The following is a 26,289-nucleotide window of genomic DNA, read 5'->3' as shown; positions in this document are numbered from 1 at the left end:
GGATAATCCCGTCATGGCCCTGGAAAACCTGTTGCTCCGACTCGACCGCATCGCCGGAGGCCGCCAGTCCGGCGTCCGCATCGGGGAGCGGCAGCTGATCCATCCGAAGACACGGCGAGCCTTCACGTGGGTGCTGTGGCTCCTGGCGCTGGAGCTCGTGCTGGGAGTGGGGGCCGTCGTCGTCGCGCTGGTGCTGTCGAGCAGCGGCGAGCCGGTGCCGTTCGCCGTCTGGATGCGCACCGTGGTGGTCGTCGGGATGACGGCCACCCTGTTCTACTTCGCGTGGCGCGCGACCAAGGGCTGGTACTGGGCTTACCAGCGGCTCCGGCTCTTCGCGCAGATCTTCCCCGTGGTCACGCTCGTCATGGCCGCGATCCCCGGACTGTATCCGCTGTGGATGGTGACCGAGCAGATCGTGTTCAGCCTCATCATGATCGGCATCGCCGACTTCCTCACGAGCGATCACATGAGGACCGCGTTCCGGAAGCCGGGCGCGCCCCGGGACCAGGACCAGGACCTGGACGATCAATACCAGGATCGGGCCCCGGACGCGTCCTGAGTCAGAGCTCCTGACCCGGCAGGAACACCGGTCCCGCCACGGGACGCTTGGGCTGAATGCCATCGCCCGACGACTGGTGCCGCAGCCGGCGCAGGACCCAGGGGAACAGGTGCTCGCGGGCCCACAGGAAGTCCTCGGTGCGCGCGGTGCGCCAGGTCTTCTCCGGCATCGGCTTCGGGGACAGCGGTTCCAGATTGTGCTGGACGTTCAGGGCGTCCAGGACCATCGTGGCGATGGTGTGGTGGCCGAGCGGCGAGAAGTGCAGGCGGTCCTGGTCCCAGTACTGCGAGCCGGCGAGCTGCCGCAGCGACCACATGTCCGCGATCACGGCGTCATGGCGCGCGGCCACGGTGCGCAGGTTCTCGTTGTAGATGGCCACCTTGCCGCGGAGCGGGCTCAGCACGGTCGACACCGTGTCCGGGCCGTTGAACAGCACCACCGTGGCGCCCTCGGAGGCGAGACGGCCGACGGCGGCGTCCAGCGTGTTGGCGAGGGCGTCGGGATCGCCGCCCGGGCGGATGAGGTCGTTGCCGCCGGCGGAGATGGTGATCAGATCGGGCTTGAGGTCCAGGCAGGGGTCCACCTGCTCATCGATGATCTGCTGCAGGAGACGGCCGCGGATGGCGAGGTTGGCGTACGCGAAGTCCGGATGTCCGGCGCTCAGTTCCTCCGCCACGCGGTCCGCCCAGCCACGGTGGCCGCCCGGGCTCGCAGGCTCCGGATCGCCGATGCCCTCCGTGAAGGAGTCGCCGAGGGCCACGTACCGGGACCACGGGTGGCCGCCGTCGCCCGGCTCCTGGGCCTGAGGAGAGGAAGCCGGCGCGGGAAATACTGGCCCTGAAGATAACTGAGAGGAGTCGCTCATTCTTCCCATCATGCCCCTGCGTGGCCCGGTTACGCCACCGTAGCTTCCGGAACGCGCCGTCCTCTTCGGCGGGGCCGATCAGGACGTGATGGCAGAATACGAGCCATGAGTCTTGACGCCCCCGCCTTCCCCGAACCCACGGTCCTCTGGTCCGTCCCCGAAGATCAGCGGCAGGGACGGCCCCTCCTGGTCCTCCTGCACGGCTACGGCGCCAACGAAGCCGATCTGTTCGGCCTGGCGGATCAGCTCCCCGAAGAATTCGTGGTCGCGAGCGTGCGTGCGCCCCTGACGATGGGTCCGGGCTTCACCTGGTTCCCGCTCACCGGTTCCCTCGACTACTCCTTCGACGCCGTGAAAGCCGCGACCGATTACGTGCTCGACTGGCTGGACGGCGTGCGCGAGGAGTTCAGCTCCGTGAGCCTGCTCGGGTTCTCCATGGGCATGGCGATGGCCACCAGCATGTGGCGCAGGCGCCCGCGGGACTTCGCGGCGATCGTGGGGCTCTCAGGATTCGCCGTGGAGGGTGGCGCCGACTGGTTCCGGGACGCGGAGCTCGACGGCAGCACGCCGTTCTTCTGGGGCCGAGACCCGCAGGATCCCGTGATCCCACGCGACCGGATCGACTTCACCGCGGCCTGGCTGCTCGGCAAGGCCCGCGCCACCAAGGTGCAGTACAGCGGCGTGTGGCACGGCATCAGCCCTCAGGAAGTGGGGCATGTCGCCGAGTTCCTCGGCTTCGAGGTGCTCAGCCCGCAGCGATGACGCGGACGCTCTGACCGTTGACCGTCACCACGTCGCCCGTCGTCAGCTGACGGCCCCGGCGGTCCTCGATATCGCCGTTGACCTTGACCAGCCCGTTCTTGATCAGCTCGGTCGCCTCCACGCCGTCGTCGGCGAGGGAGGAGAGCTTGAGAAGCTGACCCAGGCGGATCATCGAATCCCGGATCTCGATGGTGTCGATGCCGTCCGGCTCAGGAGAAGTCATAACCCCATGATGCCCTACCCCACGGAGGAACCATGACCATCCCTCTCTATCTCGGCAGCTACACCGAGGACGGTTCCGGGCGTGGCCAGGGGGTGCAGCGCGTGTCGGTGGACCCGGCGGCAGGGGAGCTGACGGTGCTGGCCACGAGCTCCGGCGTGCGCAACCCGTCGTTCCTGCTGCGCGGACCGGGCGGCCGCCTCTTCGCCGTGGAGGAGCTCGACGCCGGTCAGGTGGTCGAGCTGGACCCGGAGACCCTCGTGGTCAAAGCCCGGGTGAGCAGCGGCGGATCGTCGCCGTGCCACCTCGGTGTGGCCGGCGGGCTCCTTCTCGTGGCCAATTACGGCTCGGGCACCGTGTCCGGTCTCCCTTTGGATGAGCCGTGGGGTGCTGAACCCTTGTGGACGGTGGGGCAGGTGGCCGCGGGGCAGGTCGGCGCCGGTCCCGTGGCCGACCGGCAGGAAGGCCCGCACGCCCATTCGACCCTCGCGCTGGGCGAGGACCGCTTCCTCGTGGCGGACCTCGGCCGGGACCGGGTGGATGAGTACGTCCTGGGTGAGGACGGCCCGGAACTCGTGGGCGGGCTGGACCTCCCGCCCGGCACCGGGCCGCGGCATCTGCTGCTGGAGGAGCCCGCCGCCGACGGCGCGGTGGTGCTCTGGGTCGTCGGCGAACTCGACGCCGCACTCCACCGGGCGGTCCGTGCCGCGGACGGCACGTGGACCCTGGCCGGGGCGCCCGTGGCGTTGGCTCCCGGTCACGAGCAGGCCTATCCGAGCGAGATCACCGGCCACCCCGGCTCCGGTGAGCGGGCACTCGTGGTGGGCGTGCGCGGGAGCGACACGCTCGCCGTCGTCGCGCGCGGAGAAGGGGAGGAGCGGCTGCTCCGGACACTTGCCTGCGGCGGCGCGTGGCCCCGTCACCTGGCCTGGACGCGCGACGACGACGGCGCCCCGCACCTGTGCGTCGCGGCGGAACGAGGGCACCGGCTGAGCGTGTTCGTCCCCGGCCCGGACGGTGATCTCACCCCGGTGGGCGGCGTGGGGACATTCAGCCCGACGTACGTGCTGCCGGTAGGCTAAGACGTGTGTCCCCTGCGGGGGACCGGCACGAGTATCCGCACCCGGACCGCACCCAGCGGCCCGCTTTCCCTGGAGTTGTTCATATGGCAGCAAAGTCCACCCTCGATTCGGTCATCTCCCTCGCCAAGCGGCGCGGATTCGTTTTCCAGGCCGGTGAGATCTACGGTGGATCGCGCTCCGCGTGGGACTACGGCCCCCTCGGCGCCGAGCTCAAGGAGAACATCAAGCGCCAGTGGTGGCAGACCTTCGTCCGCGGCCGCGCCGACATGGTCGGCCTGGACTCCTCCGTGATCCTCCCGTCCAAGGTCTGGGAGGCCTCCGGCCACGTCGCCACCTTCACCGACCCGCTGGTCGAGTGCCTCTCCTGCCACAAGCGCCACCGCCAGGACCACCTCCTGGAGGCGTACGAGGCGAAGAAGGGCCGCGCCCCGGAGAACGGCATGGACGACATCGTGTGCCCCGATTGCGGCACCCGCGGTGAGTGGACCGAGCCCCAGAACTTCTCGGGTCTCATGAAGACCTACCTCGGCCCCATCGACGATGAGTCCGGCAAGCACTACCTGCGCCCCGAGACGGCCCAGGGCATCTTCGTGAACTTCGCCAATGTGGTGACCGCGGCCCGCAAGAAGCCGCCGTTCGGCATCGGCCAGGTCGGCAAGGCGTTCCGCAACGAGATCACCCCCGGCAACTTCATCTTCCGCACCCGCGAGTTCGAGCAGATGGAGATCGAGTACTTCACCCCGCCGGCGGACGCCCCGGCGGCGTTCGAGGAATGGGTCGAGGCCTGCTGGAACTGGTTCGTTGACCTGGGCATCGACCCGGAGAACATGCGCCGCTTCGACGTCCCGGACGGCGAGCGTGCGCACTACTCGGACCGCACCATCGACATCGAGTACAAGTTCGGCTTCGCCGGCTCCGGCTGGGGCGAGCTCATGGGTGTCGCCAACCGCACCGACTTCGACCTGAAGAACCACATCGAGCACTCGAAGCAGGACCTCTCCTACTTCGACCAGGCCTCCGGCGAGCGGTACGTCCCGTACGTGATCGAGCCGTCCTTCGGCCTGACCCGCTCCATGATGGCCTTCCTGGCCGACGCCTACACCGAGGACGAGGCCCCCAACTCCAAGGGCGGCGTGGACAAGCGCACCGTCTTGAAGCTGGACCCGCGCCTGGCTCCGGTCAAGGCCGCAGTGCTGCCGCTGTCCCGCAACGAGCAGCTCTCCCCGCTGGCCCGCGAACTCGGTGACAAGCTGCGCAAGCACTGGAACATCGACTTCGACGACGCGGGCGCGATCGGCCGCCGCTACCGCCGCCAGGACGAGATCGGCACCCCGTTCTGCATCACCGTCGACTTCGACACCCTCGAGGACAACGCCGTGACCATCCGCGAACGCGACACCATGAGCCAGGAGCGCGTCTCCCTGGATCAGCTGGAGGCCTACCTGGCCGGAAAGCTGCTGGGCGCCTAGCATGACCATCCAGTACCGTCCCTGGCGGGAAGGCGACGACCTGGAACTGCTCCAGCTGTGGGGGGATCCCGATTCCCCCGCGGCGGGGCAGTTCCGGGCGTCCTTCGCGCCGTCCGTGGGCAGCATCGACGGAGACACCGCGAACGGTGAGCCGTGGCGCCAGTGCATCGTGGCCGAGGACGTGGTGGACGGTGTCGCCATCCCGGTCGCCGCGGGCGTGGTCTACGAGACCGCCCTGCACAGCGAACGGCTCTGGTCCTACATCGAGGTCTCCCGTGATCACCGCGGACACGGCATCGGTTCGAGCCTCCTGGTGATGCTGCGCCGTGAGGCCGAGCTCTCGCCGTCGGGCGTGACGGCTCTCCGGTCCAAGGTCGCCGTGGGCGCCGACGGCGCCGGATTCGCGGCGTCCGCCGGGCTCGAGCCCATCCAGCGCTCACGCCTCGTGGAGGTCTCCGCGGGCGCGCTGAAGCTCCCCGTGTTCGACGGGGAAGGTGAGGACGCGGGCAGCGACATCATCATGGATCTCGCCACGGGATCCGTGGAGCTGACGCAGGTGGTGGGCCGCTACTACCGGGAGGTGCACTCCTGGGACGACCCGGGCGAGCTGTCCCTGGGCACGGTCCAGCGGCTCTTCCTCGACGACCTCTCCGGGGCCCACGGCGCGATCGTGCTCCGGGCCAAGCCGGAGTCGGCGTTCGGCAGCACCGTGTCACCCACCCGCAAGGGGAAGATCCGCGCCTTCGCCATCAGTTACGCGGCACCGGGCAGGGGGGAGGAGCTCCAGGAGGGCGCCACCGACGTGTTCCTGGGCCACGACCCCGCCCTGGACGCCGAGGACGCGGCCGAAGCGGTCCGTGACCTTCTCTCCCTCATCGCCTACCAGCACCCCGTGGTGCTGGAAGTGGACGATTCGATGACGGCGTTGCGCGCCGCCGTCGAGCCCCTCCTGGAGTCGGGCGGGGCCCGGCAGCTGGGTGCGGACGTCCTGGTGGTCAGCGACAAGTAACGGCGGAACCGACAGGAGCGGAGCGGACCCATGGGTGCCGGACATTCACACGGCGGGGGCCACTCGCACGACGACGGCGTGGCGCCGTCCGCGGAAGCGGCGGCGGCACGGCGGCGGGCCGGGTGGATCCTGGCCGCCATCCTGGGGCCGGTCGCCCTGCTCACGGTGCTGGGCATGGTGCTCCTGTGGCCTTCCGGCAAGCATGAGGACCTGCGCCTGAGCTCGCCGTATTCGACGGCGCCCGGGGTCAGCTTCGACACGGGCAAGGTCATGAGCGTCACCAAGGCGTCCTGCTCCGGGAATTCCCCCGATGCGCAGCAGGATTCAGGGCAGGGAGGCTCGGGACAGAGTCCCTCGCCGAGCCCTTCCCAGGGCTCCGGCCAAAGCGGCTCCACCCCCGGCGCCAGCCGTCTGACGTCCTGCTTCTGGGCGGTGACGCAGCCGGACGCCGGCGGTTCGCCGGTCCAGGTGGTGTTCAACCCGGAGGTGTCCGCCTCGGATTCCGTCCACCCCGGTGACGGCATCCGCTACCTGAACCTTTCGCAGGTGCAGGGGGCGTCGGCCGGGCATGCGCCGGCCTATGTGTTCGTGGACTTCGTCCGCTCGGCGCCCATCGCGATCCTCGCCGTGCTGTACGCGGCCGTGGTGATCCTGGTGGCGCGCTGGCGGGGTTTCCGCGCCCTGCTCGGGCTGGGCGTGGCGTATCTGGTGCTTGCGTTCTTCCTGTTGCCGGGTCTCGTGGACGGCAAGCCCGCCATGCCGCTCGCGCTCACGGCGTCGACGGCCATCCTGATCGCGGTGCTGTACTTCGCCCACGGTTTCTCGGCCAGAACCTCCACCGCGCTCCTCGGCACGATCTTCGGTCTGCTCGTCACCGCCGGCCTGGCACTGTGGGCGACCGATGCCGCCAAGCTCCTGGGCATCGGCAGCCACGAGGCGTCCACCCTGGTCAACACGAGCGGGACCATTTCGATCTCGAGTGTCATCCTGTGCGGCCTCATCGTGGCGAGCCTGGGCGCGCTCAACGATGTGACCATCACCCAGGCGTCCGCCGTCTGGGAGCTCTACGAATTCTCTCCCGGCACCTCGGCGCCCAAGCTGTTCGCCTCGGCCATGCGGATCGGGCGGGACCACATCGCGTCCACCGTCTACACGATCGCCTTCGCCTATGCGGGCGCCGCGCTGCCGGTTTTGATCATCGTGATGCTCTACGAACGGCCGTTCCTGGACACCCTGACGAGCGCCGAGCTGGCCGAGGAAGTGGTGCGCACCTTGATCGGCTCGATCGGCCTGGTCCTCGCCATCCCGCTCACGACGCTCGTGGCGGTGCTCGTGGTCAAGGCGACCAATCTGCACCGCCACGCCGTCGACGCCGAACAGCCCCTCACGCGCCGCGAACGCCGCGCCCTGGAAGGCTAGCCCCCGTACCGGCCCGGCCTGTTGCGTGCTCAGTTGTTGCGGGTGTTTCCGACGAACACCCGCAACAACTGAGCACGCAAGGCCGAGGGGCGTGCCCTCGCGGAGGGTGCGGGCCTCAGAAGTGCGTGCCGCCGTCGATCCGGATCTCGGTGCCCGTGATGAAGGCGCCGTCCTCGCTCGCGAGCATCGCGACCACGCCGGCCACCGTCTCGGGGCCCGCGAAGCCCTCGCCGAGTGCGGGGGAGAGCTTCAGGAAGAGGCGCATGTCGGCGTCCTCCGGAAGGCCGGGGCCCACGCTCTGACGGCTCTGGCCGCTGCCGTCGGTCATGCCGGAGGAGATCGAGCCCGGCTGGACCGCGGTGAAGCGGATGCCCGCCGAAGCATACTCCGCGGCGAGAGCATGGGTCATGGACTGCACACCGCCCTTGCTGGCCGCGTACGCCGCCATATAGGGGTGCGCAAAGGCGGCGGAGGTGGAACTGAAGTTCACCACGGCCGCACCCGTGCCCTCCTTGAGCGCGGGGATCGCCTCCCGGATCACCAGGAACGTGCCGACCAGGTTGACGCGGATGACCTGCTCGAAGGATTCGAGGGTGGTCTGCTCCGTGTGGGAGGAGCGCAGGACCCCTGCCGCGTTGACGAGAGCATCGAGGCCTCCCAGGAACTCGACGGCCTCGGAGACGCCGGCCTTGACCGAGGCCTCGTCGGCGATGTTCATGACCACGGTCTTCAGGCGCGGGGCGGCGTCGCCGGCCTTGGCCACGGTGTCGGCCAGACCGGCCTCGCTCACATCGGCGGCGACGACGGCGCCGCCTTCGGAGAGCATGCGCAGCACGGTCGCTTGTCCGATGCCAGAACCGCCACCGGTGACGAGGGCTCGGCGGTCTGCATAACGAAGCATGATGTTCCTTTCGGTCCGGGCGGCCGGGAAATGGGCGCCGGTCGCCGCTGGGTGGGCGGGGCGGCTCAGCCCGGCCCTGTCCTGTCAGCATACGCTTTGTGGCACGTCGTGCCAATACGGCATTGCGTGCCGACATTCGGGTTGCTGGGTTACGATCACGGGGTGGAAACAGAACAGCCCAGCCTGAGGGAGCGCCGTCGCGCCCAGACCCGGAGGGAACTCGCCGCCGCCGCGGCCGAGCTCTTCACCGCGCAGGGGGTCGTGGCCACCACGGCCGAGGAGATCGCCGCGCGCGCCGCCATCTCCCTGCGCACCTTCTACCGCTACTTCCGCACCAAGGAAGAGGCCATCGCGCCGCTCCTGGAGATCGGGGCCGAACGTTGGCAGGACGCGTTGCGCGCCGTGCCCGCAGGGTCGGACGGCAAAGAAGCCGTGACGGCGGCGATCCGCCATGCGCTCACGCCTCAGGACCGGGAAACCGCGGACGGGATGGAGCTCGTGCGCAATCTCCTGATCGCCGCTGAGGAGGATGCTGAGCTGGCCGGGGTGTGGGCCGTGGTGAACGCCCGTTCGGAGCGCGAACTCCTGGCCGTCATGGCGGACCGGTTCGGCGCCGCGAACAGTCTGCTCCTCAGACTCCACGCCACCGCGGCCACCGCGGCCGTCCGGGTGGGGCTGGAAGCCTGGGCGGCGGACGTGACCCCCACCCCCGGGGACGGCGACGGCGAGCCCGGCCACCCGGCGTCGTCGCTCGCGGTCGAGGCCTTCCGGAGGCTGTCCGCCGGCCTCTGAGGAACGCGCGGCGCGCACGATTTGCGCCGTTGCGGGAGAATGGTGGGGTGACCCTTGAAGCACTTCCCACCAGAATCGAGCTGCCGCCCCTGAAGCTCGGCGACATCACCGTGGACACCCCTGTGGTGCTCGCGCCCATGGCCGGCATCACCAACAAGGCCTTCCGTCGGCTCTGCCGTGAGTTCGGCGGCGGTCTCTATGTCGCGGAGATGGTCACCTCCCGGGCTCTCGTGGAACGCTCCCCGGAATCGCTGCGGATCATCGAACACGATGACGACGAGGAGGTCCGCTCCGTCCAGCTGTACGGCGTGGACCCCGTCACGGTCGGCGCCGCCGTCCGCCTGCTGGTGGAGGAGGACCGGGCCGACCACATCGACCTGAACTTCGGCTGCCCCGTCCCGAAGGTCACCCGCCGTGGCGGTGGTTCGGCGCTGCCCTGGAAGATCGACCTGTTCACCGCGATCGTCCAGACCGCCGTCCGTGAGGCGTCCAAGGGGGACATCCCCCTGACGATCAAGATGCGCAAGGGCATCGACGAGGACCACCTCACGTACCTCGAGGCCGGCCGCATCGCCCGCGACGCCGGAGTGGCCGCCGTCGCGCTGCACGGCCGCACGGCGAGTCAGTTCTACTCCGGCAAGGCCGACTGGGACTCGATCGCGCGTCTGCGCGAGGCCCTGCCCGACATCCCGGTGCTGGGCAACGGCGACATCTGGAGCGCCGAGGACGCCGAACGCATGGTGCGCCAGACCGGCGTCGACGGCGTGGTGGTGGGCCGTGGCTGCCAGGGCCGTCCGTGGCTCTTCGGGGATCTGCAGGCCGCGTTCGACGGCCGTGAGGATCGCATCCGCCCCGGCCTGCGCGAGGTGGCGGACGCCGTGTACCGGCACGCCGAACTCATGATCGACACCTTCGGCGACGAAGGCAAGGCCCTGCGAGACATCCGCAAGCACATGGCCTGGTACTTCAAGGGCTACGTCGTGGGCGGAGACCTGCGCGCCCAGCTCGCCGCGGTGCCGGACCTGGCGACGCTGCGCGGGCTGCTCGACCAGCTGGACATGGAATCCCCGTACCCGGGAGTCGACGCCGAAGGCCCCCGTGGCCGCGCCGGAACCCCGAAGAAGACCGCGCTGCCGGACCGCTGGCTGGAGAGCCGCAGCCTGAACGAGGAGCAGCGCGCCACCATCAAGGCGGCCGAACTGGACGTCTCGGGCGGCTGACGCCCCGCCACCCCCGGTCCCCGGCCAGCCTCGTCCCGGCCATGACAGATGTCATGCCCGGGACGTGACGCACGGCCGGGGTCCTCGCACCCCGTCCAGGGTCGAATGGATACCGAGGGAGAGCACAGGCTCTTCCGGATCCATCCGGCAGACGGGGAATGCGAGAACACGATGAGCCAACTACTGGCCGTGGACGCCCAGGGCCTCCACAAGAGTTTCGGGACGGTGCAAGCCGTCCGCGGCCTGGACCTTCAAGTGAAGCCCGGCGAAGTGGTGGCCTTCCTGGGCCCGAACGGCGCGGGCAAGACCACCACCATCGATATGATCCTGGGGCTCTCGGAGCCGACGAAGGGCAGTGTCAAGGTCTACGGCGGCACGCCGCGTCAGGCGATCGCCCGGGGGCAGGTGGCCGCCGTCATGCAGACGGGCGGCCTGCTGCGGGACATCACCGTCAAGGAGACGGTCCAGCTCACAGCCGCCATGTTCGACTCACCACGTCCCGTGGCGGAGGTCCTGGAACGTGCCGGCATCACGAGCCTCGCCGACCGCCGGGTGGAGAAGTGCTCGGGCGGTCAGCAGCAGCGCCTCCGCTTCGCGATGGCCCTGGTCTCGGACCCCGGGCTGATGATCCTGGACGAACCCACCACCGGCATGGACGTCACCGGTCGCCGCGAGTTCTGGCACGCCATCCGGCAGGACGCCCAGCGGGGCCGCACCGTCGTCTTCGCCACGCACTACCTGGACGAGGCCGACGCCTACGCCGACCGGATCGTCCTGGTCCGCCAGGGCCGCGTGGTGGCGGACGGCACCGCCGCAGAGATCAAGAACCTTGCCGCCGGCCGCACCATCCGCGCTGCGCTGAGCCACGAGGATCCGCGGCTGGTCCGGCTCCCCGAGGTGGATTCCGTGGAGTACGACGGCGCCCGGGTCACCATCCGCTCCCAGGATTCGGACACCGTGCTCCGCTTCCTCCTGGCCGAGACCGACGCGCATGACGTCGAGGTCAGCGCCAACAACCTCGAGGACGCCTTCGTGGCCCTCACCAGCGACGACGCCGAACCCGCCGTCGAGTCGACCCTCACCGGAAACGAGGCCCAGGCATGAGCGCCACCACCGACACCGCACGGGACCCGCAGGCCGCCATTCAGCTGGTCGACCGCAAGCCCGCAGCGGGAGGCGTCAACGGCACCTTCCTGTGGATCGAGATCAAGCGGCTTCTCCGCAACCGCCGCACCCTGATCTTCACCATCGCCATCCCGGCCCTGTTCTTCGCGATCTTCGGCCTGTCGAACAAGAACCAGATGCTCCCGGGCGGCACCCACAGCTACGGCGAGTACATCCTCATCAGCCTGACCGTGTACGCCGCGATGACCTCGGCCACCGCGTCCGGGTCCCAGGTGGCGGTCGAACGGGCTCAGGGATGGTCCCGGCAGCTCAGGCTGACGCCGCTGCGGCCCGGCGCGTACATCCTGGTGAAGGCCGCGGCCGCCCTGGCCATGAGCCTGATCGCCGTCGTCGCGCAGTTCGTGATCGGCGCCCTCTTCGGCGTGCACTTGGATGGCGTGACCCTGGTGGTGGCTGGCCTCGCCGCCTGGCTCGGCTCCCTCGTCTTCGCGGCACTGGGCCTCATGGTCGGCTATCTGATGCCGAGCCAGAACGTCATGCAGCTCCTCGGGCCGGTGCTTGCGATCATGGCCATGCTCGGCGGGCTGTTCATGCCCCTGGAAGTCATGGGCAGCACCTTCGCGGACATCGCGCGCTTCTCTCCCGCCTACGGGATCGGGCAGATCGCCCGCAGCCCCTTGACCGAGACGTGGGACTGGATCTGGGTGGTGAACGCCGTGGTCTGGCTCGCCGTCTTCGTGACCGGCGCCGCGCTGGCCTTCCGCAAAGACACCAAGCGCGTCTGAGCTCTAGATTGGTTCTCATGGAAGAGACGCGGGAGACACCCGGCCGATGGGTGAGCTGGCGTTCCGGGGCCGGGCCCCGGAACTGGCTCATCGGCGCCGGGTTCTCCCTGCTGCTGTGGACGTGGCCCACCTACGCCACGGTCTGGGCGGACCCGGCCGACTCGCTCGGGAACAAGCTGCTGATCACCGGACTGACCGTGCTCTTCTTCGCCTGCTATGCCGTCGGCCCGCTGTACGCCTGGTCGCGGAAGAAGCCTGAAGAACGCGTCGGTACGGCGGCCGTGGTCCTGGTGGTGCTCCTGGCCAGCAACGCCCTGGTCGTGCTCACCCTCGGCCCTCCCGGTCTGTGGACGTGGACGTTCGTGGCCTGCGCCGCAGCCATGCTGCCGCTGCCCGCCCGGTGGCGTGCGGTGTCGGTCCTCGCCCTGGCCGTCGGCTCGCTGCTGCTCCAGTCGGCCGGCGGGCAGCCGGAGGCGGGGTTCATGCAGGCGTCGCTCGTGCTGTCCCTGGGGTTCATGATGATGGCCTTCGCCCGGCAGATCCAGCTCCGGCAGCAGCTCGAAGCCACCAGGAAGGACCTCGCGGTTGCGGCGGTCGCCGCCGAACGGGACCGCATGGCGCGCGATATGCACGACATCCTGGGCCACTCCCTGACCGTGGTGGCCGTGAAGGCCGAGCTCGCGGGCCGGCTGCTGGAAGCCGACCCGGCCCGCGCCGCCCGCGAGCTGCAGGACATCGAAGACCTGACCCGGGGAGCGCTCGCCGATGTGCGGGCCACGGTGGCCGGGTACCGCGGCGTGAACGTCGTCGCGGAGCTGGCCCAGGCCCGCGGCGCGCTCGCGTCCGCAGGCATCGAGGCGGAACTGCCCGGGTCCGTGGATGAGGTTCCCGTGGCGCACCGCGAGCTGTTCGGCTGGGTGGTGCGCGAGGGCGTCACCAATGTGGTCCGCCACTCCCGTGCGGCACGCTGCCGGGTCACCTTGTCCGCGGACGGCGTGCAGGTGGACGACGACGGCGCGTGGCGCCCCGCGCTCGCCGTCGCCGCGGGAGCCTCCGGGGACGGCCGCGCGTTCTCCTCTGGACCCCGGGACACTGCGACGTCGCACTGGAGCGGACGGGGCACCGGACTGGACGGTCTGGCCGAACGGGTCAGGCAGGCGGGAGGGACCCTCAGCACGGGCCCTTCGGAACTGGGCGGCTTCCGCCTGACGGTGGTGATGTAGAGCATGGCGCAGGACAGTGCGATCCGCCTCGTGATCGCGGACGACCAGGCCCTCGTGCGGGGTGCGCTCGCCGCCTTGCTGGGGCTCGAGAACGACATCGAGGTGGTGGCCGAGGCGGGGGACGGTGAAGCAGCGATTGTCGCCGTGCGGGAGGAGCGGGCCGACGTCGCGCTCCTGGACGTGCAGATGCCCGGTCTGGACGGACTGGCCACGGCGGAACAACTGCGCAGGGAAGCCCCGCATTGCCGCGTGCTCATGGTGACGACGTTCGGCCGGCCCGGTTATGTCCGGCGTGCGCTCCAGGCCGGGGCCGCCGGATTCGTGGTCAAGGACACCCCGGCCCGTCAGCTCGCGGACGCCGTCCGCAGAGTGCACGCCGGGCTGCGGGTCATCGCTCCGTCCCTGGCCGCCGAGTCGCTCGTGGCGGGGGAATCTCCGCTCACCGCGCGGGAGGTCGAGGTGCTCCGGGTGTCCGCGGGCGGTGGGACGGTGGCCGACATCGCGCGCGAGGTGTTCCTCTCGGAGGGCACGGTGCGCAATCACCTTTCGGCGGCCATGGCGAAGACAGGTGGACGGACCCGCGGTGATGCGGCACGGATCGCCGCGGAGAACGGTTGGTTGCTCTAGCCGAACGACTCTGGCCGCGCCGGTGTGGCCCGTGGCATGATGTCGGCACCCTGGCGAAGAGGCCGGCGAAGGAGCTGATGTCATGACCACCTGGAAGATCCGCGATTTCCACGCCTCGGATGTGGAGGGGATCCTGCACCTCTGGGAATCCCTCAAGGCGTCCGGCGTGGAGTCCGTCTACGATCTGGCCGAAGTGCTCGCGTCCTGCGAGAAGGACCACGCCGTGGTCGCCGTGCACGGGGACACGGTGGTGGGGGCCGCCGTCGGGCGTGCGGCGCATGACCAGGGCTGGATCGTCTTCCTGGCCACGCTCCAGTCCTGGCACGGGCAGGGCATCGGCACCTCGCTGCTCGCCGGCGTCGAGCAGCGCATGGCGTCCCTCGGCCTGAACAAGCTCTCCGCGCTCATGCCCACCCAGGAGACCCGGGTGGAGGCGTTCCTGAACCGCGGCTTCCAGGTGAAGGCGGATCTGCGCTATTACGAGCGGCGGATCCCCATCCAGCGCGCCGAGCTCGGGGCCCTTGAGCAGCTCGGCGGCCGGATCCTGCCGCGCGATCTCTGGGAGAAGGTCGCGGGCATGACCCGGGAGAAGCAGCTGCTGGATCGGCGGCTCGTGCTGCCCCTGGCGGAAGGCGAGCTCGCGGAGGAGTTCGGCGTGGTGCCACCGCGCGCCGTCGTGCTCTTCGGCCCGCCCGGCACCGGGAAGACGACCTTCGCCAAGGCGATCGCCTCCCGGCTGGAATGGCCGTTCGTGGAGGTGTTCCCGTCCCGTCTCGCGGCCGATCCCGCGGGCCTGGCCGGCGCCCTGCGCGAGACGTTCCTGGAGATCGCGGAGCTGGAGCACGCGGTGGTGTTCATCGACGAGGTGGAGGAGATCGCGGCCCAGCGCTCGGGCGAACCGCCGTCGCCTCTGCAGGGGGTGACGAACGAACTGCTCAAGATCATTCCGGCATTCCGTGATCAGCCCGGCCGCCTCCTCGTGTGCGCCACGAACTTCATCCGGTCCCTCGACTCGGCTTTCCTGCGGCACGGGCGCTTCGATTACGTGATCCCGATCGGCCTCCCGGACGAGGAGGCGCGGACCGCCATGTGGCAGCGGTTCATCCCCGCGACCGTGCTGGCGGACGTCGACATCCAGGCTCTCGTGGACCGCAGCGAGGGGTTCTCCCCGGCGGACATCGAGTTCGCTGCGCGCAGCGCGTCCCAGCGGGCCCTGGAGAAAGCGGTGTACGACGCCGGCGGCTCGGCCCTCGCGGCCGCGGACGGTGCTGCGCTCGGCGCTGGCGCCGGAGCCGGCCGCCGCGGTCCCACGACGCGCGACTACCTGGAGACCATCGCCGACACCCGGGCGACCGTCAGCGAGGAAGTCCGCGAAGCGTTCCTGGAGGACATCGGGACGCTCGCCCGGACCTGAGTCACCCGGCCCGGGTCCCCGGCCCGGTTCCGCTCTGAGACGAAGTCCGCGGAAAATCCGTGGGTCATGGCGTCATGGGCCGGGGGAGAAGGGCCCGCTCTGACTAGACTGAGGGCGTGAGTGACGCACAGTACCCGGCCCACGCCTCAGAACGCTGGGTCGCTGAGCCGGCCAAGAACACCTACCGGTCCGACTTCGAGCGGGACCGGGCGCGGGTGCTCCATTCCTCCGCGCTCCGCAGGCTCGGGGCCAAGACCCAGGTGGTCGCCCCGGACACGGACGACTTCGTCCGGACCCGCCTGACCCACAGCCTCGAAGTGGCCCAGGTGGGCCGTGAACTCGGCAGGGCGCTCGGCTGCGATCCCGACGTCGTGGACACCGCCTGCCTCTCCCACGATCTGGGGCATCCGCCGTTCGGCCACAACGGCGAGTCCGCCCTGAATGACATCGCCCATGACATCGGGGGCTTCGAGGGCAACGCCCAGACCCTGCGGCTTCTCACCCGTCTCGAGCCGAAGGTGCTCGCCCCGGACGGCACCCCCGCCGGACTCAATCTCACGCGCGCCAGCCTGGACGCCTCGTGCAAGTACCCGTGGCAGGCCGCCGACGCGCCCGTGATCCACGGCCGCCGCACGAGCAAGTTCGGCGCCTACGAGGACGATCTGCCGATCTTCGACTGGGTCCGGGACAACGCCCCGGCAGGCCAGACCTGCATCGAGGCCCAGGTCATGGACCTGGCCGACGACATCTCGTATTCCGTGCACGATGTGGAGGACGCTGTCGTGGCCGGGCATTTCCAGCTGCGCTGGATGGACAACCCGGACCACCGCGCCCGCGTGGTGGGCTACACCCGGCAGTGGTACCTGCCCCATGCCGATCCGGCCGAGGTCGATGAGGCGCTGAGCCGTCTCGAGAAGACCGCCGTCTGGGTGCGGGAGGCCGACGGCAGCCGGAAGTCGATGGCCGCACTGAAGAACATGACCAGCCAGCTGATCGGACGGTTCTGCCAGAGCGCTCTAGAGGCGACCCGGTCCGTCTACGGCCCGGACCCTCTGACCCGGTACAACGGTCAGCTGATGGTGCCGGACGAGACGGTCATGGAGATCGCCGTCATGAAGGGTCTGGCCACCACGTTCGTCATGACCACGGACCACCGTCAGCCGATCTACGAGCGGCAGCAGGAGGTGCTCCGGGCTCTCGTGAGCGCGTTGTCCGCCACGGGGGACAAGCACCTGGAACCCATGTTCGCCGCCGACTGGCGCGCTGCGGACAGCGACGACGCCCGCTTCCGGGTCGTCATCGACCAGGTCGCGTCGCTGACGGACGGATCGGCGCTGAGCCTGCACGAACGCCTCGTGGGCAGTCTGCCGTCGCTCTGGTGATCCCGCGGGTCTCCGTCCCCGGGCCGCCCCACCAGCCGCGGCCGTCCCACCCACCGCGGCCGTCCCGGCTTGCCAGCCGGACTAGGATGGAACCGTGGCTGGACTGATCAAAAGGGAAGACATCGAGGCGGTCCGCCAGCGCACCGACATCAAAGAGGTGGTGGACGGGTACGTCACCCTCCGCAGCGCGGGCATCGGCTCTTTCAAGGGACTCTGTCCTTTCCATGACGAGCGCAGCCCCAGCTTCCACGTCCGCCCGCAAGTGGGCACGTACCACTGCTTCGGATGCGGTGAGAGCGGCGACGTCATCTCCTTCGTGCAGAAGATGGACCACCTCTCCTTCAGCGAGACGGTGGAGAAGCTCGCGGCCAAGGTCGGCATCGAGCTCCGCTACGAGGACGGCGGCACCGGACCGCGCCGCGAGGACGTGGGCAAGCGCCAGAAGCTCCTGGACGCTCACAAGATCGCCGCGGAGTTCTTCGCCACCCAGCTGCTGACGCCGGGCGCCATCGAGGGCCGGCGTTTCCTGGCCGAACGCGGATTCGACCGCGCGGCCGCGGAGTCGTTCGGCGTCGGGTTCGCCCCGCAGGGCTGGGACGGGCTGCTCGGCCATCTGCGCACCAAGGGCTTCCGCGATGAGGAACTGGTGCAGACCGGCATGTTCTCCACGGGGCGTGAAGGGTCCGGCCGGCTGTACGACCGCTTCCGGGGCCGCCTGATCTGGCCCATCCGGGACATCACCGGGGACGTCATCGGCTTCGGTGCGCGCAAGCTCTTCGAGGACGACAAGGGCCCCAAGTACCTCAACACCCCGGAGACCCCGCTCTACAAGAAATCCCAGGTCCTGTACGGGATCGACAAGGCCAAACGGGACATCGTGCGCGGCCGGCAGCTCGTGGTGGTCGAGGGCTACACGGACGTCATGGCCTGTCACCTCGCGGGCGTCACCACCGCCGTCGCGACCTGTGGCACGGCCTTCGGCGGGGACCACATCAAGATCGTCCGCCGTCTCCTCTCGGACGACGGCACGGGCGGCGAAGTGGTCTTCACCTTCGACGGCGACGCCGCGGGCCAGAAGGCGGCCCTGCGCGCTTTCGAGGAGGACCAGCGATTCGTGGCGCAGACCTACGTGGCGGTCGAGCCGTCCGGCGCGGACCCCTGTGAACTCCGGCAGCACCGGGGCGACCAGGCTGTGAAGGATCTCATCGACAGCCGCAGGCCGCTGTTCGAGTTCGCCATCCGAGTGGGCCTGAAGAAGCACAATCTCAACACCGTGGAGGGACGGGTCCAGGCCCTGCGGGAGGCCGCGCCGATCGTGGCCCGGATCCGGGACGGGTCGTTGCGTCCCGCGTACACCCGCGAACTGGCCGGCTGGCTGGGCATGTCCATGGAGGAGGTGTCCCGCGCGGTGCAGACGGCCGCGCGGCGGGCCTCGGCGGCGCCGTCGTCGTCTCCGGAGAGCGGGGGAGCGGCAGCCGTGGAGACGGTGGATGCCTCCGCGCAGTACGGCAGGCCGGATCCGCGGGACCCGGCGGCCGCCATGGAGCGCCAGGCCCTGGAGGTCGCCTTGCAGCAACCTCAGGTCCTGGATGAGCGCCACTGGCAGATGTTCTCCCAGGCGCACTTCGTGGTGCCCGCCTACCAGGCCGTCCACACCGCCATCCGCGCCGTGGGCTCGGCCCGCACCACCGACCCGGTCACGTGGGTCGAGGCGGTCCGTGAGGAGGTTCCGGAACCGTTGCGCGCGCTGGTTTCCGAACTGGCGGTGGCGATGATCCCCGCGGCCGACGAGGACGCATTGCTGAGGGCGTGCCGGGACATCCTGGCCCGGCTGTTCGAGCTGGACATCACCCATCAGAAGGCCGATCTCCTGGGCCAGTTGCAACGTATGGGGGCGGACGCGGACCCGGCCATGGTGCAGGATCTGAACCGGCAGCTGCTCAGCCTGGAGATGCAGCGCCGGTCCTTGCGGCAGAACGCCTGAGAGGGGCCGGTGGCGCCGGGCCGATTTCATGTTCGGGCCGGGGCTCTGGTAATGTCTTACTCGCTTCGATCCTCCTTAGCTCAATTGGCAGAGCATTCGACTGTTAATCGAAGGGTTGCTGGTTCAAGTCCAGCAGGAGGAGCTTTTCGCCCCGGGTGGGCGGCCTGAAATGGCCGCTGACCCGGGGTTTTTCTTTGCCCGGACCCGGTGCGGCACCGGTGTCTCAGCGATCGATGGGCTCCCGGGCGGGGGCCTTCGCGGGCCTCTGCGCGTCCTGTGTGCCCCTCAGGGCTCCTCTCAGGCGTTCGGTGCAGCCCACCAGCACCAGGAGCGCTCCCAGGACGTACACGCCCGGGTGGGAGCCACTGGTCACGAAAGCCTCCAGGGCGACCACCAGAAGCCCGACGCCGATCAGGAGCGGACCGAAGGAGCCCTCGGCTTTCGCCTCCCGCGGGTCGCCGTCCGTGTTCTTCGTCTCATTCCCCATCATGACGGCCAGACTACCCGTTCCGTTCGGCGTTCCTCGTTCAGTGCTCTTCGTTCAGCGCTCCGCGGAGAGGCGTTCCTCGAAAGCCGCCCAGCCCGGCTCCAGGAGTGCGAAGGTGGCCTCCAGGGAGGCCTCGGGATCTTCCGTACGGTCCAGGAAGGCCCAGGTCTCCAGGGCGTAGTGCGCGAAGACGCCAATGAACGGATGGGAGGCGGGCTGGCCGAGCTCCGCGGCGATCGTGGCCGTCAGGGCGGTCTCGTGCCGCATCCACATGGACCGTTCATACTCGCGGAGCGAGGGCGCCGCGATGATCATGGCGTGGAACCGGGCCACCTCGGCGCCGTACTCCTCGTGTTCCTTCATGACCTGGCGGAGCCAGTGGTGGATGGCCGTGCAGATGGTCATGCCCGGTTCCCGGTCGCTCACCGCGGCCAGCAGGGCGTCCCGGATCTCGTCGTCCTCGTCGTAGACCAGGGCCTCCTTCTGGGGGAAGTGGGCATAGACCGTGGCCAGGGAGACATCGGCCCGCTCCGCCACCTCCTTGATGGTGACGCCGTCGAAGCCGCGGGCGAGGAACAGTTCGAGTGCCGCGTCGGCGATCGCCTTGCGGGTTGCCGCTTTCTTGCGTTCCCGGCGTCCGGGGGCTGATGTTTCGACCATGCAATCCAGCATAGTCGCTATAAAACTAGAATGACTCTAGTTTCAGTGTTACTCTGACTTCATGTCCTCCGATTCCGCACTTCCCGCTTCGCCACAGGCGCCGCGCCGGGCCTGGTTCATGCTCGTGGTCCTGACCATGCTCACCGTCATCGGCATGACGGTGGTCCTTCCCGTCATGCCGTTCATCGTCCAGGAGTACCTCCCGCACGGCGACCCGAATCTCGCCATCTGGGTGGGGATCCTGGAAGGCGTCAATGCCCTGTGCGCCTTCCTCGCCGCACCGTTCCTCGGCGGGTTCTCAGACCGTGTGGGCCGCCGGCCGGTCATCATCATCGCGTCCTTCGGCGCTGTGGTCGGCTATCTGGTCTTCGGGTTCGGCGGGGCCCTCTGGATCCTGCTCCTCGGGCGCATCATCCAGGGCATCACCGCCGGGGACCTTCCAGCGCTCTTCGCCTATACGGCGGACATCACCCCGCCCAAGGACCGTGCCAAGCGTTTCGGTCTCCTTGGCGCCCTCAACGGCATCGGGTTCATGATCGGACCGGCCCTCGGAGGTCTGCTCTCGGCCATCGACATCCGTCTGCCGGTCTTCGCCACGGCCGCCGTCGCCCTGATCGTGGCGATCCTCTCGATCTTCCTGCTGCCCGAGTCCCTGGCCCCGGAGAACCGTTCCCCGAAGCTGGCCCTGGAGGAGCTGCATCCGGTGAAGGTCATCGCGGACGCCTTCCGGCGTCCCGCGCTGCGTGGCCTGCTCCTGGTCTTCGCGTTGCTGATGATCCCCTTCGCCTTCTTCACGAACAACTTCAGCGTGCTGGCCATCGACTCGGTCGGCTGGAACGCCACGCAGATCGGGTTGCTGGTGGCGGTCATCGGCGTGCTGGACATCGTGGTCCAGGGTGGCTTGCTGGCCGTGCTGCTGCCCAGGATCGGTGAACGGAAGACGATCATCATCGGGATTCTGGGGCAGGCCGTCGGGTGCGCGGCGCTGGTGATCCTCGCCTCGGTGCTCGCCCAGCCCTGGTTGCTCATCGTGGGAGTGCTCATGCTCGGGGCTTCCCAGGGTCTGACCCAGGCCCCGCTGGACGGGTTGATCTCCAGCTCGGTGGGCGACGACGAGCAGGGCCGTGTGGCCGGTGCGCTCCAGGCCGTGGGTTCGGCCATCCAGATGGTCGCGCCGATCGTCGCGGGCCTCCTGTACAGTGGGCTCGCCCATGTGGCGCCGTACCTGCTGGGGGTCTTCTTCGTGCTGGCCGGAGCGGTCCTGTTTGCGCGGTTGAAGCTGCCGAAGGGTGCGCGCGAGGTGCCCGTCGAGGAGAAGGCCGTCGCCTGACCGGGTGGTGCGGCTCAGACCCGGAGTCGGTAACCCCGCTTCACCACGGTCTGGACCAGCGAAGGATCAGGCAAGGCGTTTCTCAGCCGGTTCACCGCCATGTCGAGTGCATGTCCCGGTGCCCCTTGGACGAGCAGCTGGGCCAAGGTGGTCCGTGAGACCACGGCGCCTCCGGCCTCGAACAGGGCCCGGAACAACAGCAGCGCGGTCGGCGCGAGGGTGACATCCTCGCCCGCCACGCTCACCGAACGGCCTCTCAGTTCCACGGGGCCGCAGCCGGTCAGCAGGGTCTTCACCTGTCGCTGAACCAGGTTGTCTGTCACCAGTTTGATGAGAGCGCCCATGCGGTACCGTTCGGGAACCCACGGGGACAGACCCGCATCCTCCAGCGGGGCTGCTGTCACCGGCCCGACGGCGGCCGTCGCCACCGGCCCCCGGAACGCCGTGCGGAGGGCGTCGTAGCGGCCGAGTTCGTGGGCTGTACTGAAGAGCGCATCCACCGCAGGTGCGCTGGTGAACGTGACGACGTCCAAGGTGCCATCGCAGATGGCTTCGATGAGGATCTCCAGCCGGTCGCCCGAGTCGGGTGCCACCCAACGGTACGGGGCCACCGTGAGCAACTCCGCGCCGGCGGCACGCAGGCGGGCCAGCTGCGTGGTGTCCGTATAGCCGTGCAACTGCATCACCACCCGTCGCCCGTCGAGCCGGCCACCGCAGTCATGCAGGAGAAGGTCCACCAGGGTGGCCGTGGTCTCGTCATGGGCGATGCCCACATCCGCAAGGCCCGCGGCCCGGACAGCACCGCGCGCCTTGGGCCCCCGAACGTAGAGCGAGGAGGCGCTGAGAACTTCCTGCAGATCTTCGCCGAGCCCGGCTGTGTCCGCCACTTCCAGCCAGCGCCTCATACCGTAGGCGGTCGTGACGATGCAGAAATCAGGCCGGGCCTCGATGATCCCTAGGCTGTCCCTGATCAAGTCGCCGTCCTGATCCGCCGGCGCGATCGCCAGCGCCGGGGCATGCAGGACCCGTGCGCCGCGGCGTTCCAGGGCCTGGATGAGGTCTTCGGAGCGGCGGTGCGAGGTCACTCCCACGGCGAATCCCTTGAGCGAGGGCTCCACCGAGGCCGAGGGCTCGGGAGGCGTGAGGTCCATGGTGTCCTGTCGTTCGGGTGGCTGCATTGTCAGACGGATTCCAGCGCGGTCACCAGGGTCTTGAATCCGGTGTCCGCGGTGCCGCATTGCCGGACCACATCGCCGATCACGATCACGGCCGGATTTCCGCAGCCGCCGGTGTCCCGCTCCGCCCGTCCCAATTCTGTCAAGGTCACGCGTTGATCCGGACGGTGCCCCCGTTCTATGACGGCCAGAGGCGTGGAGGGCGACAGGCCGGACCGCCGCAGCCCGGCGGCCAGGTGGGGGAGGGTGGCCATCCCCATGAGCACCACGATCGTCCCGCCCAGCCCGGCCAGGTGCAGGTGCTCGGCGTCGGTGAGAGGCGCGTGACCGGACACCACGGTGAAACTGTGGCTGACCCCTCGCAAAGTCACGGGTATGCCTGCGGCAGACGGGACCGCGATGGCGCTGGAGATGCCGGGGATCACCTGGACAGGAATGCCGGCCGCAGTACACGCCGCCAGCTCTTCGCTCCCACGGCCGAAGACGTAGGGGTCACCGCCCTTGAGTCGCACGACGTTCTGGCCGGCCTGCGCGTACTGCACCAACAGGGTGTTGATGTCCTCCTGGGGCACCTTGTGATGGCCGGGCAGCTTTCCCACGTCCACCAGTTCGGCGGTGCACAGCTCACGCAGCGCCTCCCACGGGCCGAGCCGGTCGTACAGCACGGTGTCCGCATCGCGGAGGGCGTCGACGGCGTCCTGGGTCAGGAGCCCCGCGGAACCGCAACCGCCGCCCACCAACGTGACGGCGCCGCGCTTGCCGGCGGCGCGTTCCCTGACCACGGGTACCCCGGCGGCGCGGTAGTGCTCCACGATGCCGCGCCAGTCGCCGCTGGCGTCTTCCGGGTGCTGGGCGAGGGCACCGACGACGGCGACCAGTCCCACCCGCACCGTCAGCTCCGCGCTGAGGAAATCACCCGGGACCGGGAAATGAGACACCAGCGCGCCTTCCCTCCGGTAGCGGCTCAAGGCCTGGCGGGCATCGTCGTGGCCGCCGAGGACGAGGACGTGGTGCCCTTCGAGGTCGAGGTCCAGTTTCATGTCAGGCCTCCGCTCCCCGGCCCGGGGCACGGACGGGGATGCTCACACCGAGCGAAACCTTTTCGGAGGCGGTGGCCGGGCGGATCTGATCCCGTTCCGTGACGTGGACGATCGAACCGTCCACGGCGTCCGGGGCGTTGACGAAGGAACGGAATCGGCGCAGACGTTCCGGGTCCTTCAGTGTGGCAGCCCATTCGTCCTCATAGGACTCCACGTGCTGGGCCATCGCGGATTCGAGTTCGGAGGCGATGCCCAGAGAGTCCTCCACCACGACCTGGCGCACGTGGTCCAGACCGCCGTCGAGCTCCTCCTGCCAGCGTGCAGTGCGCTGGAGCCGGTCGGCGGTCCGGATGTAGTACATGAAGTAGCGGTCGATGTAACTGATGAGTGTTTCGTCGTCGAGGTCCTGCGCCAGAAGCTGAGCGTGGGCCGGTGTGGCTCCGCCGTTGCCGCCCACGTAGAGATTCCACCCGTCAGCCGTCGCGATCACGCCGACGTCCTTGCCCCGGGCCTCCGCGCATTCGCGGGCACAGCCGGAGACGCCGAGCTTCAGCTTGTGCGGGCTCCTCAGCCCCCGGTAACGCAGCTCCAGACGGATCGCCATGCCCACGGAGTCCTGCACACCGTAGCGGCACCAGCTGGAGCCGACGCAGCTCTTCACGGTGCGCAGGCTCTTGCCGTACGCCTGCCCGGACTCCATCCCGGCGTCGATCAGCTCCTTCCAGATCTCCGGCAGCTGCTCCAGCCTGGCGCCGAACAGGTCGATCCGCTGTCCTCCCGTGATCTTCGTGTACAGCTTGTACTTCTGGGCGACGGCGGCGATCACGGCGAGCTTCTCCGGAGTGATCTCTCCACCCGGGATCCTCGGGACCACGGAGTAGCTGCCATCCTTCTGCATGTTCGCCAGGGCGCGGTCGTTGGTGTCCTGGAGAGTCCCTCGTCCCGAGTCCAGGACGTACGCGTTGTTCTGGCTGGCCAGGATGTTGGCGACGGTCGGCTTGCAGATGTCGCATCCCGTGCCGCTGCCGTAGCGGTGCAGCACGTCCTCGAACGAGATCAGCCGCAGGACGCGGATCGAATCGTACAGCTCCTGCCTGGACAGTTCGAAGTGCTCGCAGAGTGCCTTGGAGACGGTCACACCGGCCTTGTGCAGTTCCTTCTCCAGCAGCTTCTTGAGCATCGGCACGCAGGAACCGCACTGGGTTCCCGCGCGTGTGCAGCTCTTGAGTTCTCCGAGCTCCTGGACCGGGGCCACGCCCTCACACGCTCCGCAGCCGCCCACCACATCGCGGATCGAGCCGACGCTGACGTTGTTGCAGGAGCACAGGATGGCGTCGTCCGGCAACTCGGTCTCGGGGGCGGCGCCGCCGCCTGCGGCCGTGAGGAACGCTCCGGGCTCGGCCGGGAGTTCGCGGCCCAGAAGAGGCCTCAGGCCCTGGTACGGTTCCGCGTCGCCGACGAAAACCCCGCCCAGGAGGGTCCGGGCATCGTCCGTGGTCACGATCTTCTGGTAGACGCCCCGTGCCGGGTCCGCGTACACGATCTCCAGGGCACCGGGCGCGGTGGCGAACGCGTCGCCGAAGCTCGCCACGTCCACGCCGGACAGCTTGAGCTTCGTGGCGGTGTCGAAACCGGGGAACACCGCGGTGCCCCCGTGCAGACGGTCCGCCACCACTTCCGCCATGGTGTTGGCCGGAGCCACCAGGCCGACGCATTCCCCGTCGTAACAGGCGACCTCGCCAACGGCCCAGACTCCGGGGACGCCGGTGGAGCAGTCCTCGGAGATCACGACGCCGCCACGGGGCCCGAGGCCGAAAGGCTGCTCTTCGCCCAGGCCGAGAGCGTCGTCGTTCGCCCGGCGCGCCAGCTCGTCGCGTGGCGTGATTCCTACGGCGGCGACCACGAGGTCGGCAGCCAGGATCCTCCCATCGGCGAGCTGCACGCCTGTCACCGCGTTGTCATCGCTCAGCACCGCTGTGGGGGAGGTGCCGGTGTGGACGGCGAATCCTTTGCCGGCGATCAGCCGGCCGAGCGCCTGTCCCGCACCCTCATCCAATTGCGCATTCATGAGCCATCCGCTGCGATTGACCACCGCGGATTCCGCCCCCAGCTCCAGCGCTCCTGCTGCCGCCTCGATCCCCAGGAGGCCACCGCCGATCACCACTACCCGGGGCTTGCGCCCGAGCCGCCTACCCAGCTGAGAGATACTCCGCTTGAGACGGTGCACATCCTCCAGAGTCCGGTAGACATGGGCGTGATCGGCGCCCGGGAAGGGAAGCCGTGAGGCGTCGGAGCCGGTCGCCAGAACCAGGTCGTCATAGGGGAGGACGGTTCCGTCCGCGATGTGTACCTCACGCGAGCGGAGGTCCAGACGCACCGCCCGGGTCCCCACCAGCAACCGCAGTCGTTCGTCCTCCCAGAGGGCCGCTTCACCCAGGGAGAGGTCAATCTCGTGCAGCAGGGCCTTGCCCAGATTCACCCGGTCATAGGGGAGGTAGTTCTCCTCGGAGATCACGGTGAGGGACATGCCGTCCGCGCCGCGCGACACGATGGCTTCCACAAAGCGGTGGGCCGCCGGCCCACCGCCGATGACGACGACGTGCCTGGTGCCACCCCGGGGCGTACTCCTGGGGGGTGGGGTGCTCTCGCTCACGATCCTGTCCTTCCAGCCGGTCCCGGGACACGTGGTGCCTCACCGGGGCTTTTCTCCAGCCTAGGGACGAGCGATTTCGTTCCAGTTGCCCATGTGTAACGCCGCC

At 69.2% G+C, this 26,289-nt stretch carries 24 protein-coding genes and 1 tRNA gene; 17 read left to right on the top strand and 8 right to left on the bottom strand.

Annotated features, from left to right (window positions below):
• Positions 1–13 precede the first annotated feature (13 nt).
• On the top strand, positions 14–559 hold the full coding sequence (locus tag AB6732_RS09730) for a hypothetical protein (RefSeq protein WP_370959779.1): 546 nt from the start codon (positions 14–16) through the stop codon (positions 557–559).
• 1 nt (position 560) lies between these two features.
• On the opposite strand, the gene AB6732_RS09725 is transcribed toward AB6732_RS09730, so the two are convergent.
• Positions 561–1,424 (bottom strand): SGNH/GDSL hydrolase family protein, encoded by an 864-nt coding sequence (locus AB6732_RS09725; protein WP_370959778.1) that lies wholly within the window; start codon positions 1,422–1,424, stop codon positions 561–563.
• A gap of 105 nt (positions 1,425–1,529) precedes the next feature.
• Here AB6732_RS09725 and AB6732_RS09720 point away from each other — a divergent pair, with 105 nt between their 5' ends.
• Entirely contained in the window at positions 1,530–2,186 is a 657-nt protein-coding gene (locus tag AB6732_RS09720) for an alpha/beta hydrolase (protein WP_370959777.1), read from the top strand.
• Here AB6732_RS09720 and AB6732_RS09715 read toward each other — a convergent pair.
• On the bottom strand, positions 2,170–2,409 hold the full coding sequence (locus tag AB6732_RS09715; protein WP_370959776.1) for an RNA-binding S4 domain-containing protein: 240 nt from the start codon (positions 2,407–2,409) through the stop codon (positions 2,170–2,172). The two genes, AB6732_RS09720 and AB6732_RS09715, sit on opposite strands and share 17 nt — an antisense overlap.
• A gap of 32 nt (positions 2,410–2,441) precedes the next feature.
• Here AB6732_RS09715 and AB6732_RS09710 point away from each other — a divergent pair, with 32 nt between their 5' ends.
• The 4 genes from AB6732_RS09710 to AB6732_RS09695 all read left to right on the top strand — a co-directional run bounded on the left by AB6732_RS09710 (position 2,442) and on the right by AB6732_RS09695 (position 7,385).
• Entirely contained in the window at positions 2,442–3,488 is a 1,047-nt protein-coding gene (locus tag AB6732_RS09710) for a lactonase family protein (RefSeq protein WP_370959775.1), read from the top strand.
• A gap of 83 nt (positions 3,489–3,571) precedes the next feature.
• A complete protein-coding gene (locus AB6732_RS09705; protein WP_370959774.1) occupies positions 3,572–4,957 on the top strand; it encodes a glycine--tRNA ligase in 1,386 nt (461 codons plus the stop codon).
• A 1-nt stretch (position 4,958) separates the two neighbouring features.
• Positions 4,959–5,966, top strand: a complete 1,008-nt coding sequence (locus AB6732_RS09700; protein ID WP_370959773.1) for a GNAT family N-acetyltransferase — start codon at positions 4,959–4,961, stop codon at positions 5,964–5,966.
• Between the two features lie 30 nt (positions 5,967–5,996).
• Positions 5,997–7,385, top strand: coding sequence for a YibE/F family protein (locus AB6732_RS09695; RefSeq protein WP_370959772.1), 1,389 nt, complete (start codon positions 5,997–5,999; stop codon positions 7,383–7,385).
• A 115-nt stretch (positions 7,386–7,500) separates the two neighbouring features.
• On the opposite strand, the gene AB6732_RS09690 is transcribed toward AB6732_RS09695, so the two are convergent.
• Positions 7,501–8,286, bottom strand: coding sequence for an SDR family NAD(P)-dependent oxidoreductase (locus AB6732_RS09690; RefSeq protein ID WP_370959771.1), 786 nt, complete (start codon positions 8,284–8,286; stop codon positions 7,501–7,503).
• A gap of 162 nt (positions 8,287–8,448) precedes the next feature.
• Between AB6732_RS09690 and AB6732_RS09685 the strand changes: the two genes are divergently transcribed.
• From AB6732_RS09685 to AB6732_RS09640, 10 genes are all read left to right on the top strand, one after another.
• The gene (locus tag AB6732_RS09685) at positions 8,449–9,078 is read left to right on the top strand and encodes a TetR/AcrR family transcriptional regulator (protein WP_370959770.1); all 630 of its coding nucleotides are present in this window, start codon (positions 8,449–8,451) and stop codon (positions 9,076–9,078) included.
• A 47-nt stretch (positions 9,079–9,125) separates the two neighbouring features.
• The gene (dusB, locus tag AB6732_RS09680; RefSeq protein WP_307496371.1) at positions 9,126–10,298 is read left to right on the top strand and encodes a tRNA dihydrouridine synthase DusB; all 1,173 of its coding nucleotides are present in this window, start codon (positions 9,126–9,128) and stop codon (positions 10,296–10,298) included.
• A 171-nt stretch (positions 10,299–10,469) separates the two neighbouring features.
• A complete protein-coding gene (locus tag AB6732_RS09675) occupies positions 10,470–11,402 on the top strand; it encodes an ABC transporter ATP-binding protein (protein ID WP_370959769.1) in 933 nt (310 codons plus the stop codon).
• A complete protein-coding gene (locus AB6732_RS09670; protein ID WP_370959768.1) occupies positions 11,399–12,208 on the top strand; it encodes an ABC transporter permease in 810 nt (269 codons plus the stop codon). Before AB6732_RS09675 ends, AB6732_RS09670 begins: the two co-directional genes overlap by 4 nt.
• 17 nt (positions 12,209–12,225) lie before the next feature.
• Positions 12,226–13,431 (top strand): sensor histidine kinase, encoded by a 1,206-nt coding sequence (locus AB6732_RS09665; protein ID WP_370959767.1) that lies wholly within the window; start codon positions 12,226–12,228, stop codon positions 13,429–13,431.
• Positions 13,432–13,434: 3 nt separating this feature from the next.
• The gene (locus tag AB6732_RS09660) at positions 13,435–14,058 is read left to right on the top strand and encodes a response regulator (RefSeq protein ID WP_370959766.1); all 624 of its coding nucleotides are present in this window, start codon (positions 13,435–13,437) and stop codon (positions 14,056–14,058) included.
• 82 nt (positions 14,059–14,140) lie between these two features.
• On the top strand, positions 14,141–15,472 hold the full coding sequence (locus AB6732_RS09655) for an ATP-binding protein (protein ID WP_370959765.1): 1,332 nt from the start codon (positions 14,141–14,143) through the stop codon (positions 15,470–15,472).
• Positions 15,473–15,588: 116 nt separating this feature from the next.
• Positions 15,589–16,854 carry a deoxyguanosinetriphosphate triphosphohydrolase gene (locus tag AB6732_RS09650; RefSeq protein ID WP_370959764.1) on the top strand — a complete coding sequence of 422 codons (1,266 nt, stop codon included), beginning with the start codon at positions 15,589–15,591 and terminating at the stop codon, positions 16,852–16,854.
• A 94-nt stretch (positions 16,855–16,948) separates the two neighbouring features.
• The gene (gene dnaG / locus AB6732_RS09645; RefSeq protein ID WP_370959763.1) at positions 16,949–18,838 is read left to right on the top strand and encodes a DNA primase; all 1,890 of its coding nucleotides are present in this window, start codon (positions 16,949–16,951) and stop codon (positions 18,836–18,838) included.
• Between the two features lie 69 nt (positions 18,839–18,907).
• A tRNA-Asn gene (locus tag AB6732_RS09640) sits at positions 18,908–18,980 on the top strand.
• A gap of 81 nt (positions 18,981–19,061) precedes the next feature.
• Here AB6732_RS09640 and AB6732_RS09635 read toward each other — a convergent pair.
• Positions 19,062–19,328 carry a hypothetical protein gene (locus AB6732_RS09635; RefSeq protein WP_370959762.1) on the bottom strand — a complete coding sequence of 89 codons (267 nt, stop codon included), beginning with the start codon at positions 19,326–19,328 and terminating at the stop codon, positions 19,062–19,064.
• A gap of 51 nt (positions 19,329–19,379) precedes the next feature.
• Positions 19,380–19,985: a TetR/AcrR family transcriptional regulator gene (locus AB6732_RS09630; protein WP_370959761.1), complete on the bottom strand. Its 606-nt coding sequence runs from the start codon at positions 19,983–19,985 to the stop codon at positions 19,380–19,382.
• 61 nt (positions 19,986–20,046) lie between these two features.
• Between AB6732_RS09630 and AB6732_RS09625 the strand changes: the two genes are divergently transcribed.
• Positions 20,047–21,315 (top strand): MFS transporter, encoded by a 1,269-nt coding sequence (locus AB6732_RS09625; RefSeq protein ID WP_370959760.1) that lies wholly within the window; start codon positions 20,047–20,049, stop codon positions 21,313–21,315.
• 14 nt (positions 21,316–21,329) lie between these two features.
• Here AB6732_RS09625 and AB6732_RS09620 read toward each other — a convergent pair whose 3' ends face one another.
• The 3 genes from AB6732_RS09620 to nirB are packed head-to-tail and all read right to left on the bottom strand — an operon-like array spanning position 21,330 to position 26,183.
• Positions 21,330–22,466 carry a uroporphyrinogen-III synthase gene (locus AB6732_RS09620; protein ID WP_370959759.1) on the bottom strand — a complete coding sequence of 379 codons (1,137 nt, stop codon included), beginning with the start codon at positions 22,464–22,466 and terminating at the stop codon, positions 21,330–21,332.
• A gap of 29 nt (positions 22,467–22,495) precedes the next feature.
• Positions 22,496–23,530 carry a uroporphyrinogen-III C-methyltransferase gene (gene cobA, locus AB6732_RS09615; RefSeq protein ID WP_370959758.1) on the bottom strand — a complete coding sequence of 345 codons (1,035 nt, stop codon included), beginning with the start codon at positions 23,528–23,530 and terminating at the stop codon, positions 22,496–22,498.
• Position 23,531: 1 nt separating this feature from the next.
• On the bottom strand, positions 23,532–26,183 hold the full coding sequence (gene nirB, locus AB6732_RS09610) for a nitrite reductase large subunit NirB (protein WP_370959757.1): 2,652 nt from the start codon (positions 26,181–26,183) through the stop codon (positions 23,532–23,534).
• Between the last annotated feature and the right edge of the window lie 106 nt (positions 26,184–26,289).

Origin of the sequence: Arthrobacter sp. RCC_34 (genome assembly GCF_041360795.1) — a bacterium.
In the GTDB taxonomy this organism is placed as follows: domain Bacteria; phylum Actinomycetota; class Actinomycetes; order Actinomycetales; family Micrococcaceae; genus Arthrobacter_E.
The sequence above is the reverse complement of the archived record's forward strand: the minus strand, read 5'-3'. Positions and strand labels throughout refer to the sequence as shown.

What these genes read in the sequence shown, in the direction of transcription:
- AB6732_RS09730 (WP_370959779.1), top strand. Translation starts at nt 14, where the DNA reads ATGGCCCTGGAAAACCTGTTGCTCCGACTCGACCGCATCGCCGGAGGC.
- AB6732_RS09725 (WP_370959778.1), bottom strand. Translation starts at nt 1,424, where the DNA reads ATGAGCGACTCCTCTCAGTTATCTTCAGGGCCAGTATTTCCCGCGCCG.
- AB6732_RS09720 (WP_370959777.1), top strand. Translation starts at nt 1,530, where the DNA reads ATGAGTCTTGACGCCCCCGCCTTCCCCGAACCCACGGTCCTCTGGTCC.
- AB6732_RS09715 (WP_370959776.1), bottom strand. Translation starts at nt 2,409, where the DNA reads ATGACTTCTCCTGAGCCGGACGGCATCGACACCATCGAGATCCGGGAT.
- AB6732_RS09710 (WP_370959775.1), top strand. Translation starts at nt 2,442, where the DNA reads ATGACCATCCCTCTCTATCTCGGCAGCTACACCGAGGACGGTTCCGGG.
- AB6732_RS09705 (WP_370959774.1), top strand. Translation starts at nt 3,572, where the DNA reads ATGGCAGCAAAGTCCACCCTCGATTCGGTCATCTCCCTCGCCAAGCGG.
- AB6732_RS09700 (WP_370959773.1), top strand. Translation starts at nt 4,959, where the DNA reads ATGACCATCCAGTACCGTCCCTGGCGGGAAGGCGACGACCTGGAACTG.
- AB6732_RS09695 (WP_370959772.1), top strand. Translation starts at nt 5,997, where the DNA reads ATGGGTGCCGGACATTCACACGGCGGGGGCCACTCGCACGACGACGGC.
- AB6732_RS09690 (WP_370959771.1), bottom strand. Translation starts at nt 8,286, where the DNA reads ATGCTTCGTTATGCAGACCGCCGAGCCCTCGTCACCGGTGGCGGTTCT.
- AB6732_RS09675 (WP_370959769.1), top strand. Translation starts at nt 10,470, where the DNA reads ATGAGCCAACTACTGGCCGTGGACGCCCAGGGCCTCCACAAGAGTTTC.
- AB6732_RS09670 (WP_370959768.1), top strand. Translation starts at nt 11,399, where the DNA reads ATGAGCGCCACCACCGACACCGCACGGGACCCGCAGGCCGCCATTCAG.
- AB6732_RS09665 (WP_370959767.1), top strand. Translation starts at nt 12,226, where the DNA reads ATGGAAGAGACGCGGGAGACACCCGGCCGATGGGTGAGCTGGCGTTCC.
- AB6732_RS09660 (WP_370959766.1), top strand. Translation starts at nt 13,435, where the DNA reads ATGGCGCAGGACAGTGCGATCCGCCTCGTGATCGCGGACGACCAGGCC.
- AB6732_RS09655 (WP_370959765.1), top strand. Translation starts at nt 14,141, where the DNA reads ATGACCACCTGGAAGATCCGCGATTTCCACGCCTCGGATGTGGAGGGG.
- AB6732_RS09635 (WP_370959762.1), bottom strand. Translation starts at nt 19,328, where the DNA reads ATGATGGGGAATGAGACGAAGAACACGGACGGCGACCCGCGGGAGGCG.
- AB6732_RS09630 (WP_370959761.1), bottom strand. Translation starts at nt 19,985, where the DNA reads ATGGTCGAAACATCAGCCCCCGGACGCCGGGAACGCAAGAAAGCGGCA.
- AB6732_RS09625 (WP_370959760.1), top strand. Translation starts at nt 20,047, where the DNA reads ATGTCCTCCGATTCCGCACTTCCCGCTTCGCCACAGGCGCCGCGCCGG.
- AB6732_RS09620 (WP_370959759.1), bottom strand. Translation starts at nt 22,466, where the DNA reads ATGGACCTCACGCCTCCCGAGCCCTCGGCCTCGGTGGAGCCCTCGCTC.
- cobA (WP_370959758.1), bottom strand. Translation starts at nt 23,530, where the DNA reads ATGAAACTGGACCTCGACCTCGAAGGGCACCACGTCCTCGTCCTCGGC.